This is a genomic window from Pseudomonas monteilii (genome assembly GCA_001534745.1).
Taxonomy (GTDB): domain Bacteria; phylum Pseudomonadota; class Gammaproteobacteria; order Pseudomonadales; family Pseudomonadaceae; genus Aquipseudomonas; species Aquipseudomonas alabamensis.
Window position 1 is genome coordinate 568,765 of the sequence record CP013997.1, and the last position, 16,267, is coordinate 585,031.

Genomic DNA, 16,267 nt, shown 5'->3' on the forward strand with positions numbered 1-16,267 from the left:
GGCTACGCTCCTAGCATGGCGTTCAGTCGAACGCGGAGTGCTTCCATGAACCCTGTCCTGCGCCTGGAAAGTGCCCGGCTCCTGCTGCGCCAGTGGCGCGACGAGGACCTGGCCCCCTTCGCCGACCTGTGCGCCGACCCCCAGGTGATGCGCTACTTTCCCGCGCCCCTGACGCGGCTCGAGGCCGCGGCGCTGATCGGGCGCATCCGGGGGCATTTCAGCGAACACGGCTTCGGCCTGTGGGCGCTGGAGCGGCTGGACACCGGCGCGTTCATCGGCCTGACCGGGCTGCTGCGGGTGAACTTCGAGGCGCCGTTCGCCCCGGCGGTCGAGATCGGCTGGCGCCTGGCCCGCCGCCACTGGGGGCAGGGCTACGCCAGCGAAGCGGCCTGGACCTGCCTGCGCTGCGCGTTCTCGCAGTTGCACCTGGACGAGGTGGTGTCGTTCACCAGTGTCTCCAACCTGCCGTCGCAGAAGGTCATGCAGGCCATCGGCATGGTCGAGGACGTCCAGGGCCGCTTCGAGCACCCGCGCCTGCCGGTCGGGCACCCGCTGCGTCCCCATGTGCTCTACCGCATGGACCGCGCGCGCTGGCAACGGACCTTGCACGGGTGAGCGCGGCCTGACGGTCAAAACTTGTATCATCTGCCGGCCTCTATAATGCCGTGATGCCTTGCCGGGAGATTTCAATGAGCCATGTGCTGGACGACCTCGTCGACCTGTTGAGCCTAGAACCGATCGAAGAAAACCTGTTCCGCGGGCGCAGTCAGGACCTGGGCTTTCGCCAGCTGTACGGCGGCCAGGTGCTCGGCCAGTCGCTGTCGGCCGCCTGCCAGACGGTCGAGGACGCACGCCACGTGCACTCGCTGCACGGCTACTTCCTGCGTCCGGGCGACGCCAGCCTGCCGGTGGTCTATTCGGTGGACCGGGTGCGCGATGGCGGCAGCTTCAGTACACGCCGGGTGACCGCGATCCAGAAGGGCCAGCCGATCTTCACCTGCAGCGCCTCGTTCCAGTACGACGAACAGGGCTTCGAGCATCAGGCGCCGATGCCGGACGTGGTCGGGCCTGAAGGCCTGCCCAGCGAGGTGGAGCTGGCGCGCACCCATGCCGAACGTCTGCCGGAGCGTCTGCGCGACAAGATCCTCTGCGCCAAGCCGATCGAGATCCGTCCGGTCACCGAGCGTGACCCGTTCAATCCGCAGCCGGGCGATCCGGTCAAGTACACCTGGTTCCGCGCCGACGGCCAGTTGCCGGACGCGCCGGCCCTGCACAAGTACCTGCTGGCCTACGCCTCGGACTTCGGCCTGCTGACCACCTCGCTGCTGCCCCATGGCAAGTCGGTGTGGCAGCGCGACATGCAGATCGCCAGCCTGGACCATGCGCTGTGGTTCCATGGCAACCTGCGCGCCGACGAATGGCTGCTGTACGTCAACGACAGCCCCTGGGCGGGCAATGCCCGTGGCTTCAACCGGGGCAGCATCTACAACCGCGCGGGTCAACTGGTCGCGTCCTCGTGCCAGGAAGGCCTGATTCGCCATCGCAAGGACTGGGCATGACACTTTCCGAGATTCGCCACTGGGTGTTCGACATGGACGGCACGCTGACCGTGGCCGTGCACGACTTCGTCGGCATTCGCCGGGCGCTGGAGATCCCGCTCGACGAGGACATCCTCACCCACCTGGCCGGCCTGCCCAGCGAGGTCGCCGCGGCCAAGCACGCCTGGCTGCTGGAGCACGAACGCGATCTGGCGCTGGGCTCACGGGCGGCGGACGGGGCGGTGGAACTGGTGCGCGAGCTGGCAGGGCGGGGGTGCCAGCTGGGCATCCTGACGCGCAATGCCCGCGAGCTGGCCCACGTCACCTTGCAGGCCATCGGCCTGGCCGACTGTTTCCCGGTCGAGCAGATCCTCGGGCGTGACGAGGCGGCGCCCAAGCCCAGCCCGGACGGGTTGTTGCAGATCGCCAAGGACTGGAACGTCGCACCGTCGCAGCTGGTGATGGTCGGCGACTACCGGTTCGACCTGGACTGCGGGCGGGCTGCCGGGGCGCACACGGTGCTGGTGAACGTGCCGGACAACCCCTGGCCGGAACTGGCCGACTGGCATGCGCACGACTGTCATGCCTTGCGGCGTCTGCTGGGCTGACCGCCGCTGCGCGGACGCGATAGGCGACCCTCACAGGGCTGTCGAGTTGCCATCATTGCGGGTTGCGTCACGGGTCATGGCGCGGATGGATACGTCATCCGCGACATCTGGCGCATCCAGGCATTGCCTGTCGTGATCGAACAGTTGCGGGACGTTTTCGAATAATTTCCGCACGCGGTGCCCGGCTTACAGTGAGGCCGCACTTCACTGACGCGCCGCGATCCTGCATCGCCGACAATAACAACGCTTCGGTGATCCACATTCCCCCTCGTCCCACAGGAGACGCTTTCGCCTACGCCTGCCTTCCTTCCTTGTGTCAGCAAAAAGAGAACAAGATCAATGAACACCGTGGGATCTGATGGTAGTGCCCTTGCACAAGGGTTCAAACCACGTCATGTAACGATGCTGTCGATTGCCGGCATCATCGGTGCAGGGCTGTTCGTCGGTTCAGGACACGCCATCGCGGCGGCCGGTCCGGCAACCATAATCGCTTACCTGGTGGCCGGTACCCTGGTGGTGCTGGTCATGCGCATGCTCGGCGAAATGGCCGTCGCTCATCCGGATACCGGGTCGTTTTCCACCTACGCCGACCAGGCCATCGGGCCTTGGGCCGGGTACACCATCGGCTGGTTGTACTGGTGGTTCTGGGTGCTGGTGATCCCCATTGAGGCACTGGCGGCCGGGCATGTGCTCAACCTCTGGTTCCCGGAGGTGGACAGCTGGCTGTTCGCCCTGGCCTCGATCGTGCTGCTGGCGGCGACCAACCTGTTCAGTGTGGCCAAGTACGGTGAGTTCGAGTTCTGGTTCGCGGTGCTCAAGGTCACGGCGATCATCGGCTTCATCAGCCTGGGCTTCGCCGCGCTGATGGGGTGGTTGCCGGAGCGTGAGGTCAGTGGCCTGGGATCGTTGATGGCCCAGCATGGCGGCTTCGCCCCGAACGGCGCGTCGGCGGTGGTCGGTGCGTTCATCACGGTGATGTTCAGCTTCATCGGCACCGAGGCGGTGACCATCGCCGCGGCCGAGTCCAGCGACCCTTCGCGCAACATCGCCAAGGCCACCCGCTCGGTGATCTGGCGGATCAGTACCTTCTACCTGCTGTCGATCCTGGTGATCATCTCGATCGTGCCGTGGAACGACCCGCAGCTGGCGGTGGTGGGTTCCTACCAGCGCGCGCTGGAGCTGATGAACATCCCCTATGCGTCGTTCATGGTCGACTTCGTGGTCCTGGTCGCCGTGGCCAGCTGCATGAACTCGTCGATCTACATCGCCTCGCGGATGATGTACTCGCTGGCCAAGCGCGGCGACGCGCCGGCCATGCTGAAGAAGACCTCCCGCGTCGGCGTGCCGCGTGCGGCGGTGTTCGGCAGCACGCTGATCGGCGTGGCCATCACGGTGCTCAACTATTTCGCACCCAAGGGCGTGTTCGAGTTCCTGCTGGCCAGCTCCGGCGCCATCGCCTTGCTGGTGTATCTGGTGATCGCCATTTCCCAGCTGCGCATGCGTGCACGCCTGGAGCGCGAGAACGCCCAGCTGAAGTTCCGCATGTGGCTGTTCCCGTGGTTGACTTGGGCGGTGATCGTGTTCATCACCTGCGCGTTGGGGGTGATGATGTTCACCGAGGAGCATCGGGCGGAAATCAGTGCGACCTTGGGGCTGGCGATCGTGATCTCGTTCCTGGGCATCATCAGTTCGCGCGGGCATGCGCGGGCGGCGCAGGGGCGGGTGTTGGGGGAGGTGAGGTCCTGAGGTTCTGAGGTTCGGGGCTGGGCATCGGCTTATCGCCGGAAAGACGGAGGGGCTGGTTTACGGCCCCTGCGGGCCCGATCGCGGCACAGGGGCCGCTCCTACAGGAGACCGCGATCGCCTGTTCAACCGCGGCGTGAATACGGGTGTAGATCGCGGTACCGGATCCACGGCCATCGCGGGCAAGCCTCACAAGGGGGCTGCGACCGCCTGTTCAACCGCGCTGTGACTACGGGTGTAGGAGCGGCCCCTGCCGGGGCGCCGGACCGGCCGCGATCGGGCCCGCAGGGGCCGTAGACCCGCCACGCTGACCTCTCCATGTGCCACATCCAACCAGCAGCGGAAAAGCCTCTGCAACACCCCCGTCTGCCTGCCGAGGACCTCGGTACCGGATCCACCGCCATCGCGGGCAAGCCCGCTCCCACCGGCCCTCATTCCAGACAGCTACTCGGTATCGGCCTAATGACTGGTCCCCATTCCAGACAGCTACTCGGTATCGGCCCAATGACTGGTCCCCATTCCAGACAGCGCCGGTCTCAGCCCAATGACTGGGTCCTCATTCCAGGCAGCCACCCGGTATAGGCCCAATGACTGGCCCCCTGTGGGAGCGGGCTTGCCCGCGATGCAGGCGACGCGTAGCCCGGCATTGCCACTGACAAGCCAGCGCCCATTGCTTCCTGTTTCAGGCACCGCGCGCTTCACACCTCATCAGTGCCTGCCGTCCTCATACCTGAAACCGCGCCACCATGCCGTTGAGCTCCACCGCCAGCCGCGACAGTTCCTGGGCCGAAGCGCTGGTCTGGTTGGCGCCGGCCGAGGTCTGCATCGACAGGTCGCGGATGTTGACTAGGTTGCGGTCCACCTCGCGCGCCACCTGGGCCTGTTCCTCCGAGGCACTGGCGATCACCAGGTTGCGCTGGTTGATCGAGGCGATGGCCTCGGCGATGGTCTGCAACGCCTGACCGGCGCCCTGGGCGATGTCCAGGGTGCCGGTAGCACGGCCCTGGCTGTTGTGCATGGCGCTGACCGCGCGGGTGGTGCCGGACTGGATGGCGGCGATCATCTGTTCGATCTCCTGGGTCGACTGCTGGGTGCGGTGGGCCAGGGCACGCACCTCGTCCGCCACCACCGCGAACCCGCGCCCGGCTTCACCAGCACGCGCCGCCTCGATGGCCGCGTTGAGCGCCAGCAGGTTGGTCTGCCCGGCGATGGCGCCGATCACGTCCAGCACGCGGCTGATCTCGTTGGCGCTGGCGGCCAGCTGTTCGATGTCCTGGGAGGTGCCGGTCACGTCCTCGACCAGCGACTGGATCGACGCCAGCGCCTGGTTGACCCGCTCGCGCCCTTCGCGGGTGGTCTGGTCGGCGTCCTTGGAGGCATCGGCGGTGCTGACCGCGTTGTTGGCCACTTCTTCCACCGCAGCGGTCATCTGGTTCACCGCCGTGGCGGCCTGGTCGATCTCGGCGCTCTGCTGGTGCAGGCCGCGGCTGGTGTCCTCGGTCACGCTGTGCAGCTCTTCGGAAGCCGAAGCCAACTGGTCGGAGGACGCCGCGATCTGGCGGATGGTGTCGCGCAGGTTGGCCTGCATGCGTGACAGGGCGCCGAGCAGCAGCGCCGGCTCGTCACGGCCCTCCACGGTGATGTCCTGGGTCAGGTTGCCGGAGGCGACGCGCTCGGCCACCGCCACGGCCTCGGCCAGTGGCGTGACGATGCTGCGCGTGAGCAGCACCGCGATGGTCACCAGCGCAATGAGGATTACGCCCAGGGCCAGGGTGATCAGCATGAACGCCTCATCGGCGGCCTCGGCGCTACGGGTGGCGGCACGCTCCGAGCCGTCGGCGTTGTACGTCATCAGCGCCGTGAGGGTCGTCATCATCGCTTCGGTGCTCTGGGCCAGCGGGCCGTTGACCAGCTGACGGGCGTTGTCCAGACGGTTGGCCAGCACGGCTTCACTGACATTGGCCTGTTGCGCCTGGTACTGCCCCTTGGCTGCCATGAAGGCCTCGAACAGGGCACGGTCTTCCGGATCCTGGATGGTGCTTTCGTAGAACGTCAGGTTCTTCTGCAAGCCCTGATTGATGTCGTTCACTTTGCGCAAGGTCGCTTCACGGGTGCTGGCCTGGTCCTCGAGGATGCTGCGCATGGTCAGTGCGCGGGCACGCCCCACGTCGCGGCTCACCTCGCTCAGGGCCAGCACGGCAGGCATCCAGACGGTCCGGGTCTCGGCGCTGGCGCTGTCCATCTTGCGGGTTTCGTACAGGGCGACCGACCCCAGCAGTGCGACCAGCACGCCGATCAGGGCGAACAGGACCGCCGCGCGTTTACCCACCTTGATGTGTCTGAATTGCATGAAGCGTTCCTCTCCAAGTGCCGGACAGCACAAGCCTTTGTTGTCGTGTGGGTTCGATGATGGCAAATCGGCATCGTTCCGTGGCCCACGGGCGCTTGTCGGCATTTAGGTATTTTTTTGCGCACCCCGAGCCGTTTGCATTCAAGCGTGGTCCATACAGGTCGATAGATAGTGGCACAGGGCCATGGATTCGGCTGTCTTGGTCCTTTGAATGAGTGTCTTGAACATGTTCCAAATGTTTCGCAGCCGTGATGAGCGTCAGGCCTTGCAGCAGGTCCTGCAGAGCCTGCCTGGGTCGGAAGGTGGCATGCAGCCAGGCAAGGCCGGCTGGCGCAGAGTGCTCGCGGCCTGGCAAGCCCTGAGCGAGCGTGCGCAGGCCAGTGCCACCCGCGAGGCGCACTTGCAGGCCGAACTGAGCGCGACCCGTGAGCTGCTCGAGCAGGCGACCGCTTCGGCGACTGCATCGGAGACCCGTTTCGATCTGGTCAACCGCGCCTCGAGCGAAGGGTTGTGGGACATGGAGGTGGTCGCAGGCGACCCAGTCAACCCGAAGAATCGTTTCTGGTGGTCCCAGCAACTGCGGCACCTGCTGGGTTTTCGCGATGAAAACGACTTCCCCAACGTGCTGGCCAGCTGGGCCGACCGCCTGCACCCCGAGGATCGCCAGGCGACCCTGGACGCCTTTGCCCGCCACCTGAACGACAAGTCCGGCGCTACCCCCTACCGGGTCAAGAACCGGCTGGCGATGAAGGACGGCCGTTACCGCTGGTTCTACGCCCAGGGCGAAACCCTGCGCGACAGCCGTGGCACGCCCCTGCGTGTGGCCGGTTCGCTGCGCGACATCCATGACGAGCTGGAGCGCGATCAGGCCCACGAGGTGATCATCACCCGCTTCGAGCTGGCGCGCGAAATGCTCTCCGATGGCCTGTGGGACATGGAAGTGATCGCTGGCGACCCGGTCAACCCGAAGAACCCCTTCTGGTGGTCGACGCAGTTCCGTCGGCTGCTGGGGTTCGAGACCGTCGAGGAATTCCCCGACGTGCTGGACAGCTGGGCGTCACGCCTGCACCCCCAGGACAAGGAAGCCAGCCTGATCGCGTTCGCCGCGCACCTGAACGATCGCACCGGCAAGACGCCGTTCGACATCGAGTACCGGTTGAAGATGAAAAGCGGCGAGTATCGCTGGTTCCGGGCCCGCGGACAGACCCGACGCGATGCCCAGGGGTTGCCCCTGCGGGTGGTCGGCGCGCTGGTGGACGTCGACCTCGAGCACCAGCAGCAGGCGATGCGTGAAGCGGAGGCGGCGCACCAGCAGAGCCTGGAAGCGAACATCGCCCAGTTGACCGAGATCGTCGGCACCATTCAGAGCATTGCCAGCCAGACCAACCTGCTGGCGTTGAACGCGGCAATCGAAGCAGCGCGGGCGGGGGAGGCGGGCAGGGGGTTCGCGGTGGTGGCGGACGAGGTGCGCAAGTTGGCGACCCGGACGACCGAGGCGACCCAGCAGGCGGCGGGGATGATGGCGCGTAAGTAGGGGGAGTCGGGGGCGGCGGGGCTGGGCCTCAGATGTATGCCGGAGGGGCAGAAGGGCTGGTTTTGTGGGCCCTGCGGGCCCAATCGCGGCCGGTCCGGCGCCCCGGCAGGGGCCGCTCACCCGTAGTGACACCGTGATGAGGCAGAACATCGCGATCCTGTGTGCGGCCCATGCCGGTGCAGCTCGCTTGGGTGTGGGAGCGACTGCTTTTTCTACTCGGTACATGCCCGGCCGCATGCGGCGCCTGGTAGGGCCCTATCGCTGGCAAGCCAGCTCCCACCCAGACCTCTGCAGCATCAATATAGGCATCACTGCGCAAGCAGCTTGTGGGAGCGGGCTTGCCCGCGATGGCGTCTGGTCAGCCACCCTCGTACCCGCCGACATATACCTGCCTCAAGGCCTCCCCCTAACCAAGCCATCACCCTTGGCCCTCACTCAATACCCCGGATACTTTCGCCAGATCCGCTCATTCAACGCCAGCTCCGGGCTGTACTCGCCAATTCCCCACCCGCGAAAGTCATAGAGATCCTGCGCCAACTCGGCAATCACCTCACGCAGCTCCAGCGGCGCCAGCCAGCGTTCGGGGATCGCCTGCACGCCGTGCACTGCCCCCAGCAGGTTGCCCACGATCGCCCCGGTCGAATCGGAATCGCCATCGTGGTTCACCGCCAGGATCACCGCCTGTTCGAGGTCAGGCGCGACCAGCGCGCAATACAGCGCGATCGCCAGGGCTTCCTCCGCTACCCAGCCTTCGCCCAGGCGTGCAATGGCCTGGGCAGGGGGCAGGTCGGACCGCGCCAGGGCCTCGGCCTGTTCGATGGCGTGCAAGGTCTCTTCAGAGTGGGGTGCCTTCTGCAACGGCACCTTGGCTGCGGCGATGGCTGCCTGCAAACCAGCGCCCTCGACCAGGGCCAGGATCAGCGCCGCCAACACCCCACCGGTCAACGACCCGGTCGGGTGACCATGGGTCAGCGCCGCCAGGTCCGTGCCCAGGGCGAACGCCTCGCCCACGGCGTTCGCCTGCTCCAGGCGCGAAAGGAACAGCCCCACCGGCGCGACCCGCATCACCCCGCCACAGCCCTTGCTGTCGTTGCATGCCGGTCGCCCCAGGACCGGCATGTCACGCAGCGCCTTCAGGCACGTCATGCCCGGTGCGCGCCGGTGGTGCAGGGCGTCCTGGCCGATCAGCCAGCCCGCCTCGCCGTGCAGGGACGCCTCGAGTGGCGACTGTTCGCCCTGGGTCTTCAGCCAGCGCAGATAGGCATGGGCGGTCACGCCGGTATAGGTGGTGATGCCCTTGAAGCAGCCACGCACCCAGGCGCGCAGCAGGCCTTCGGCGGTGAACAGGGTCATCTGCGTGTCGTCGGTGATACGGCCCAGGCCACCGTAGGCCTTCGCGTAGTCGGTGATCCCCGAGGGGCCGAAGCGGCGCAGGATCTCGGCGCGCGAGAGAAACTCCACGGGCGCGCCCAGCGCATCGCCGACGGCACCGCCCAGCAGGCAGCCGAGAAAGCGCTCTTCGACGGTAGGGAGGCGCACAGAAGGGGGCAAGTGGGGATCAAGCGGCATGGGGCGTCCTCGACGGTCAGCGCAGTCGACACCGATGCTATCAGCCCAGGCCTTGCGCAGGGCAGGCAAGGCTGCGCGGTTGCCGTGCGGGCAGTGGAGCCGGGACGCGTGCCGTCAGCCAGAGGCGCGTCCCGGAGGTAGGGCGGCAGGGCGCGACGTCAGCGCCCGGCTGCCCGGCGCGATGGGTTCAGTGCGCCTGTTCGTTCAAGGCGTCCAGCTGTCGCTGCGCGCAGGCCGCCTGCCAGTAGGCATGCAGGGTCTCAGCGATTTCCTCGGTGCTCAGCTTGCGGCCGTTGCACATCAGACCGGCCGACAGGATGCGCAGATGCGGCACGGGCTTGTTCAGGGCCATGGCCTGGTTGCCGAACAGCTTGCCTGTGGCGCGGTGGGTCGGCAGCGTGCAGTCGGGCCGCACGATCAGCTTCTGCTGGGTGATCAGCCCTTCGTCCTTGACCTCGACGTCGACGATGTCGGTCAGGTCCACCGGCGCGCTCAAGGTGTCGACGAACAACTGGCGGCGGGTCAGGCGCATGAACACGTGGCGACCGGAGTTGCGGTGCTGCCAGGTCAGCACGGCGAACACCAGGGCCATGAGACCGCCGAAGATCGTCAGCTTGTTCCCGTCCTGGGTCAGCCCCGCGGCTGCCATGGCCAAAGCACCCAGCAGCAGGACGGGGCCCAGCACCTTGAAGCGAGCGGTGTTGGTGAATTCGCTCTGCTCGGGCACGCGTTCGATCACTTCGCGAAGGTCGGCGACGACCTGGCCGCGCTGGGCTTCACGGGCCTGGCCGTACTCGTTGCCCAGCGCCTCGGACAGGCGTGACAGTGGATCGGGCTGCGAAGGGGTGCTCATGGGATGGATCCTTGTCTGAAAGGGCTGCATCGGGCAGCCCGAGGGGTCATGGGGAAGGCGGCTCACGCGTCGCGCGGGGCAGTGCGCAACGCCTGTAACTGGGCATGGGCCCGGGCGACGTGACAGTACCCGTAGAGCAGTTGCATCAACTCTTCAGCGTCGAGCAGCTCGCCATCCAGCTCGAGCCCATAGACCGACAGGCGAACCTGAGGCACACGACCGCGCTTGATCTTGGCCGTGGGCATCAGCGGTCCGAACCGCTTGCGGATGCCGGGCAGGGGGGCGCTGCGATCCAGGCACAGGGTGATCTGCGTCATGCGTCCATTGGCGATGCGCACCTCGGTGACGTGCTGCAGCTCGATCTCGGCATCCAGCGCCGGGAACCACAGGTGCGTGTGGGTCAGGCGCATGCCCACCTCCGTGCCCGCGTTCCGGTGCACCCAGAAACCGGCGACGAAGCCCAAGGTCATGATCAGCAGGGGCACACCCGCCAGCCGGGCAGCGTCGTCCGTCAGGCAGAACACGCTCAGGCCGCCCAGGAACAGCGTGAAGATCACCAGCGTGCGATAGATCTTGCGGGTGGTCTTCAGCTCGGTGACGGCCGGGTAACGGGCCAGCAGCTGCTCGTGCTCCTGGATCGCGTGCTGCTGGCTGGCACTGGCGTGCTGGTTGAAGTCCTGGGTCAGCGACTGGCCAAGGTCGGCCAGTGGATCGTTGGGGTGGCTCATGCGGGTGTTCCCATGTCAGTGGTGTCAGTCGTGGGGCGCACGTGGCTCGCCAGGCGTCCGAACCACTGGCGATCGTCTTCGCTTGGCATGCGGGTCGCCTGGGCCAGCAGGGCGGCGTCCATGTCCACTTTCAAGTGCTCGAGGCGCTGCACGGTCGGTGGGTGCGTGTCGAAGGGGTGGGCGATTGCCTGGGCGATGACGCGCTGGTCGACACTCAACGAGGTCTGTCGCAGGTGCTGGGCCAAAGCCTGCACCAGGTCCCCGCCTCGCTGCGCGTGCAGCAGGCGGGTGACTTCGCCTTCCAGGGCGATCACCCGCAGCAAGGCCTGGCAGAACACCCGCTCACCGGCGACCTGCGCGCCTGCGCGGTCCGCGACCAGCTCCTGGGCGCGGCTCCAGTGATGCACCGCGACCTGGAAGTGGTAGAGGAACTGCCCGGCCATCCAGATCGCCGGACGCTCGATCCAGGCCGGGTCGGCATCCTCGGCGCTGATCAGCGCGAAGTGCGCGCACATCAGGCTGAAGCGTGCGCCGGTTTCGCTGCCGCGCTCGGTGTCACGGCTGCTGAAGTGGCCCAGTTCATGGCCGACGATCGAGGCGGTTTCCTGCTGGCTCAGCGCCGACAGGTACGGCAGGGGCAGGTACAAGGTGCGCCCGGTCAGCAGTTGCCCGGACGGTTGCAGCGCCACGTCGACGCTGGTGACGAAGAACGACTGGTCGATGCCGACCACGATGTGGTCGGGCACCGGGGCGTTCAGGCGGTTGGCCACCGTTTCGATCCAGGCCCAGACACCCGGGGCCTCGGCGCGGCTCAAGGCCCGGCCGAGGAAAGCCGAGCCTTGGTGGTCCAGTTCGAACCACTGCTTGCGCAGGCGCTCGATCAGCAGCACGCCCAGGTACATCACAGCCGCCACGGGCACGCTGAACAGCAGCATCACCCAGCCGCCATCGGCGCGATGGCTCCAGCCCCAGCTGAGCTGGTACAGCAGGATCATCCCCAGCGAGGCGCAGACCAGGCCGGTGTAAGCCACCAGCCAATGCCCCAGGGTGCGCCAATTGTCGGCCAGGTGATCGTGCAGGTAATCCCGTGAGGCACGGGCACGGCGCGCATCCAGGCGCAGCTTGATCCAGGTCGCCGGTCCGGCGATCAAGGCCGCGACGGCCAGCCAGTAGCCGAGCCCGGCCAGGACCTGGCGCAGCCGCAGCCCGGCGGTGTCGGCCTCGGCGAGCGCGACGCGGTACTGGAAGTTCTCGCGCCGGCCCTGCTCGCTGATCACTTCCTTGCGTTCCCTGACCGACAAGGCTTCCAGCCAACGGTCGTCAGGCGCTGCCAGCCACTGGCGCATGGCATGCGCCTCGTCCAGTACGCTGTCGGCGCGCCAGCCCTGCAGGCTGCTCCAGCCCATCAGGATCAGCGGCAGCACCAGGATCATCAGCGCCCAGCTCAACCGTCGTATCGCGGTCATGGGTCATTGCGCCTGCAGGTAATCGGTGAGGAACGCCTGGGCGTTGCCTTGTTCGGAGAGGTACTCGTCGTAGGAGACGTTGATGGTCTGCGACTCGCCCGGCAGGGTCAGTTCGCCCCAACCGTTGCGCACGATCAGCGCGACGAAACGCTTGCCGTCCACGGTGGTGACGTAACGGGTATCCTTGTCGGTCTTTTCCACGGCCATCTTCTGGATCTTCATGTCCCAGTCGTGGTCTACGCCTTCGAGCTGCACCAGGGCCTGGTGTTCGCTGCGCGCACCGATGCGCAGGGTCCAGACCTTGATGTTCTGCTCGCCCGCGTAGGCGACCACCTTGTCAGCCACTTCAGGGCGGTCTTCGGCGTGGGCGAACCCGGCCAGGACGGCCAGCGTCAGGCCCAGCAGGGCCATCCATGTGCGATAGATCGGCATCGGTCGAGCTTCCTAGAAATGTCAGGGGGGCAACCATTGAAGTCAACCATCGCCGCCCTGCCAAGCCAGGTGGCCGCCGCGCACAATCAATAACCACTCGTTCACAAGGGCGCCTGCCCAAGGTGTGACCGGGTTAACATGGCCTGCCTATGCCAGGCACCGACGGACACCCCTGCCAATGAAACGCTGGAACCCTTATCTGGACACGCAGTTCTGCTTCGACCGGCCCGAGGCGCTGGACCAGGCCGGTGTGTTCGACCAGCGCGCGCGGCAGGTGGTCGGCAGCGCCGTGGGCCATTACCGCGCCCGCAGCGTGCGTCCGCAGTTGCAGTACTTCGACTGCAATTTGCAGTTTCCCGAGCCGGTGCGCATCGACAAGGTGCTGCCCGACAGCCTGTGCCTGGTCCAGGTGCTGGAAGGGCAATGGCAACACCGCGTGGACGGCCACCTCAATCGCTACACCCAGGGTGCCACCCACGCGCTGGGCCTGAGCGAAAGCATGGAAGCGGTGGACGAGCTCGGTGCCGGCAGCCATGCGCGCATGGCCGGGCTGCGCATCGGCCGTGAGCTGCTGCAGGAGCTGGCCGAGGAAGACGACGCCTTCACGCCCCTGCTCGGGCTGATCGGCGACGGCATGCGGTTTTCCGAGCTGCACGCCTGCCAGGCCCTGGGCGGGCTGCTCGAGCGGCTGTACCACTCGCCCTACACCGGCGCGATGGAACGGCTGAATCAGGAGAGTCTGAGCCTGGCAGTGCTGGTGGAGCTGGCGGCCTTCCTGCAACAGACGCCCAGCCGGCCGACGACGGTGCCGCGCGGCCAGCGCGAGATCGCCTTCGAGGCGCGTGCGGTGCTGGACGCAAACCTGGTGGAGCCGCCCGGCAGCGCCGACCTGGCGCGCTCGGTGGGCGTCGGCGAAACCACGCTGCGCCGGGCCTTTGCGGGGGTGTTCGGGCAGTCGATGCTGCAGTACGTGCGTCAGCAGCGCATGGAGCTGGCGCGGGTGCTGCTGCGCCAGCACAAGTGGCAGGTCGCGCAGATCGCCTACCGGCTGGGCTACACGCACCCGGCCAACTTTAACCACGCTTACAAGGCCTACTTCGGCCACCCGCCGGGCATGGAACGCGGCTAGAGCACCGTCGCCTCAGCCGTGGGCGACCGGCAAGGTCAGGTGCAGGCACAGACCGGGATGACCGTTGCTGGCCCACAGTCGCCCGCCTTGCAGTTCGATGGCGCGCCGGGCAATGGCCAAGCCCAGGCCGAAGCCGGCACCCGTGCCGTCCAGACGTTGATAGGGCAGGAAGATGCGTTCCAGATCGGCCGGTGGCACACCGGGGCCCTGGTCGCTCAGGCGCAGGTGCCAGTGATCGTCTTCGCGCCAGCCATCCAGGCGGATCCGGCCCTCGGGCGGTGAATGGCGCAGGGCATTGCGCATCAGGTTTTCCAGGGCCTGGGCCAGGCTGTCCAGGTGCGCCTGTACGCGGCAATCGAGGCCGAGCGAGCAGGGCAGGCGCGCGCGGTCCCAGCCGCTTTCGAAGCACAGGTCCTCGCACAGGGCTTCCCACACCGACACCACCAGCACCGGCTCTGTGGGCAGGGCCGGCTGTTCCGTGTCCATCCACGCCAGGTCCAGGGTGTCCTCCAGCAGCGTCTGCATGCCGGCGACCTCACGGTCCAGGCGCTCGCGCAACTGCGCCGCGGGCAGGTCGCTGTCGTGGGCGATGCGTAGCCGCGCCAGGGGCGTGCGCAGCTCGTGGGACAGGGTGCGCAGCAACAGCCGTTGCTGTTCCAGGCTCTGGCGCAGGCGCCCGGCCATGTGGTCGAAAGCCTGGGCCAGCTCGCCCAATTCGTCACGCCGGTGTCGCAGCGGCAGGCCCGGGTTGTCCAGATCGTCGGCGCGCAAGGCGTCGGCGCGGTCGCGCAGCTGATTCAGCGGCACCACCAGGTGGCGATAGAGCAGCAGCCCCAGCAGCAGAGCCAGCAGGCTTGGCGCCAGGCCATGGGTGACCAGGTGGGTCCAGGGCGTCAACCCGGTAGGAAGCAGGCGTTCGGGCAGCTGCAGCACCAGGCGCCCGGCCTGCGGCTGCTGCGGAAACTCGATGCTGACATAGGGCAGCTCGTCACGCAGGCGCCGGCTCAAGGGCCAGTTCAGCTTGCGCATGAAGGTCAGGTGGCTGGCTTCCTCCGCGCTCAGGGGCGTCGTGCCCAAACTTTGCAGATGGGGGCCGACCAGCGCCACCCAGGTGTGCTCATCCCGTGACAGCCGCATCCGAAAGGCCTCGGCACCCGCCGCGCCGCCCTGGCGCCAGGCCTGCTCGGCCTCCTGCGCATGGCGGGCCAGGTAGTCCTGGTCGGCCTGGGGCAAGAAGTAGGTGCTGCGCTCCACCGACAGCCCCCAGGTCCAGATCAGCCAGGTCAACAGCAGGCAGAAGCCGATCTGCAAGCCGGCGAGCTTCCACAGCAGGCGATGGCGGCGCATCACGCCGGGCCCGCTTCGACCAGCAGGTAGCCTTGCCCGCGCACCGCCTGGATCTGCACATGCTGCGCCCCGACGTCGGCCAACTTGCGGCGCAGGTTGCACACGTGCACGTCCAGGCCACGGTCCAGGCGGGTGTAGGCCCGGTGCAGCACGGTCTGGTAGAGGAACGCCTTGCTCAAGGCCTCGCCAGGGCAGGCCTGCAGCGTGACCAGCAGGCGGAATTCGGAGGCCGTCAGCCCAGCGGCCCTGCCGTCATGACGCACGTCCTGGGCCTCCGGGTCGAGGGTCAGGGCACTGGCAGGGGCCCGTGACGGCAGCCGCCGGTCGAAGGCCACGCGCCGCAGCAGGGCATCGACCCGCGCATCCAGCTCCGCCAGGCTGAAGGGCTTGGGCAGGTAGTCGTCGGCGCCGCGGGTGAAGCCACTGATCCGATCCTGCTCGGCCCCCAGCGCCGACATCAGCATCACCGGCACCGCCTGCCGACGGCGCAGTTCGTCGAGCAGGCTCAGGCCGTCGATGCCCGGCAGCATGATGTCCAGCAACACCAGGTCGAACGACGCCTGGCGCAGCACGTTCAAGGCCTGGGTACCGGTGGCGCATGCCTGGACCTGAAAGCCGCGCTGCAGGAAGTGGCGCGCCAGGTCCTGACGCAGGTGGGGGTCGTCTTCGGCGAGCAGCAGGGAAGTGGGCACGGTGAGCCTTGAATGAGAACCTGTATCAGTTGCGGATCATCCCACCGCGCGTGGGGGAGGGCAACGCCTGCTGTGTTAAGAAGGTTAATCCTGCTGCACCACTGGCAGCCCTGCGGTATCGTTCGCAAAAAGCAATGTGTTTCGTTTGCGAATTACTGTCATTCATGCGGCTGCTGGCCCATGTCCCAGTCTCCCTGCGCGGTGATCGTCCGGCCCTGCCCGTGACGCCGCACAGGGCTGCCCGCCAGAACGTGGTCCGAACCACGCGACGCGGCGCA

The 16,267-nt window shown here is 67.1% G+C and carries 14 protein-coding genes; 6 read left to right on the top strand and 8 right to left on the bottom strand.

Features of this window, described 5'->3' with window-relative positions:
• Nucleotides 1–45: 45 nt before the first annotated feature.
• The 4 genes from APT63_02655 to APT63_02670 all read left to right on the top strand — a co-directional run bounded on the left by APT63_02655 (nucleotide 46) and on the right by APT63_02670 (nucleotide 3,892).
• Entirely contained in the window at nucleotides 46–615 is a 570-nt protein-coding gene (locus APT63_02655) for a GNAT family acetyltransferase (GenBank protein AMA44607.1), read from the top strand.
• A 74-nt stretch (nucleotides 616–689) separates the two neighbouring features.
• Nucleotides 690–1,559, top strand: a complete 870-nt coding sequence (locus APT63_02660) for an acyl-CoA thioesterase II (protein ID AMA44608.1) — start codon at nucleotides 690–692, stop codon at nucleotides 1,557–1,559.
• On the top strand, nucleotides 1,556–2,146 hold the full coding sequence (locus APT63_02665; GenBank protein AMA44609.1) for an HAD family hydrolase: 591 nt from the start codon (nucleotides 1,556–1,558) through the stop codon (nucleotides 2,144–2,146). The genes APT63_02660 and APT63_02665 overlap by 4 nt, the downstream gene beginning before the upstream one ends.
• Before the next feature lie 339 nt (nucleotides 2,147–2,485).
• On the top strand, nucleotides 2,486–3,892 hold the full coding sequence (locus APT63_02670; GenBank protein ID AMA44610.1) for a GABA permease: 1,407 nt from the start codon (nucleotides 2,486–2,488) through the stop codon (nucleotides 3,890–3,892).
• Between the two features lie 721 nt (nucleotides 3,893–4,613).
• On the opposite strand, the gene APT63_02675 is transcribed toward APT63_02670, so the two are convergent.
• On the bottom strand, nucleotides 4,614–6,239 hold the full coding sequence (locus APT63_02675) for a chemotaxis protein (protein AMA44611.1): 1,626 nt from the start codon (nucleotides 6,237–6,239) through the stop codon (nucleotides 4,614–4,616).
• A 226-nt stretch (nucleotides 6,240–6,465) separates the two neighbouring features.
• Between APT63_02675 and APT63_02680 the strand changes: the two genes are divergently transcribed.
• Nucleotides 6,466–7,773 (top strand): chemotaxis protein, encoded by a 1,308-nt coding sequence (locus APT63_02680; GenBank protein AMA44612.1) that lies wholly within the window; start codon nucleotides 6,466–6,468, stop codon nucleotides 7,771–7,773.
• Nucleotides 7,774–8,208: 435 nt separating this feature from the next.
• Here the strand turns inward: APT63_02680 and APT63_02685 are convergent, their stop codons facing one another.
• The 5 genes from APT63_02685 to APT63_02705 all read right to left on the bottom strand — a co-directional run bounded on the left by APT63_02685 (nucleotide 8,209) and on the right by APT63_02705 (nucleotide 12,821).
• Nucleotides 8,209–9,342, bottom strand: coding sequence for an ADP-ribosylglycohydrolase (locus APT63_02685; GenBank protein AMA44613.1), 1,134 nt, complete (start codon nucleotides 9,340–9,342; stop codon nucleotides 8,209–8,211).
• Nucleotides 9,343–9,529: 187 nt separating this feature from the next.
• Nucleotides 9,530–10,159 (bottom strand): hypothetical protein, encoded by a 630-nt coding sequence (locus APT63_02690; protein ID AMA47769.1) that lies wholly within the window; start codon nucleotides 10,157–10,159, stop codon nucleotides 9,530–9,532.
• Nucleotides 10,160–10,257: 98 nt separating this feature from the next.
• Nucleotides 10,258–10,923, bottom strand: a complete 666-nt coding sequence (locus APT63_02695; protein ID AMA44614.1) for a hypothetical protein — start codon at nucleotides 10,921–10,923, stop codon at nucleotides 10,258–10,260.
• The gene (locus tag APT63_02700; protein AMA47770.1) at nucleotides 10,920–12,380 is read right to left on the bottom strand and encodes a hypothetical protein; all 1,461 of its coding nucleotides are present in this window, start codon (nucleotides 12,378–12,380) and stop codon (nucleotides 10,920–10,922) included. Before APT63_02700 ends, APT63_02695 begins: the two co-directional genes overlap by 4 nt.
• A 12-nt stretch (nucleotides 12,381–12,392) precedes the next feature.
• Nucleotides 12,393–12,821 (bottom strand): hypothetical protein, encoded by a 429-nt coding sequence (locus APT63_02705; protein AMA44615.1) that lies wholly within the window; start codon nucleotides 12,819–12,821, stop codon nucleotides 12,393–12,395.
• Between the two features lie 178 nt (nucleotides 12,822–12,999).
• On the opposite strand from APT63_02705, the gene APT63_02710 reads away from it, so the two are divergent.
• A complete protein-coding gene (locus APT63_02710) occupies nucleotides 13,000–13,950 on the top strand; it encodes an AraC family transcriptional regulator (protein AMA44616.1) in 951 nt (316 codons plus the stop codon).
• A 12-nt stretch (nucleotides 13,951–13,962) separates the two neighbouring features.
• Here the strand turns inward: APT63_02710 and APT63_02715 are convergent, their stop codons facing one another.
• Both APT63_02715 and APT63_02720 read right to left on the bottom strand, forming a co-directional pair.
• The gene (locus APT63_02715; GenBank protein AMA44617.1) at nucleotides 13,963–15,297 is read right to left on the bottom strand and encodes a histidine kinase; all 1,335 of its coding nucleotides are present in this window, start codon (nucleotides 15,295–15,297) and stop codon (nucleotides 13,963–13,965) included.
• On the bottom strand, nucleotides 15,297–15,989 hold the full coding sequence (locus tag APT63_02720; GenBank protein ID AMA44618.1) for a two-component system response regulator: 693 nt from the start codon (nucleotides 15,987–15,989) through the stop codon (nucleotides 15,297–15,299). Before APT63_02720 ends, APT63_02715 begins: the two co-directional genes overlap by 1 nt.
• Between the last annotated feature and the right edge of the window lie 278 nt (nucleotides 15,990–16,267).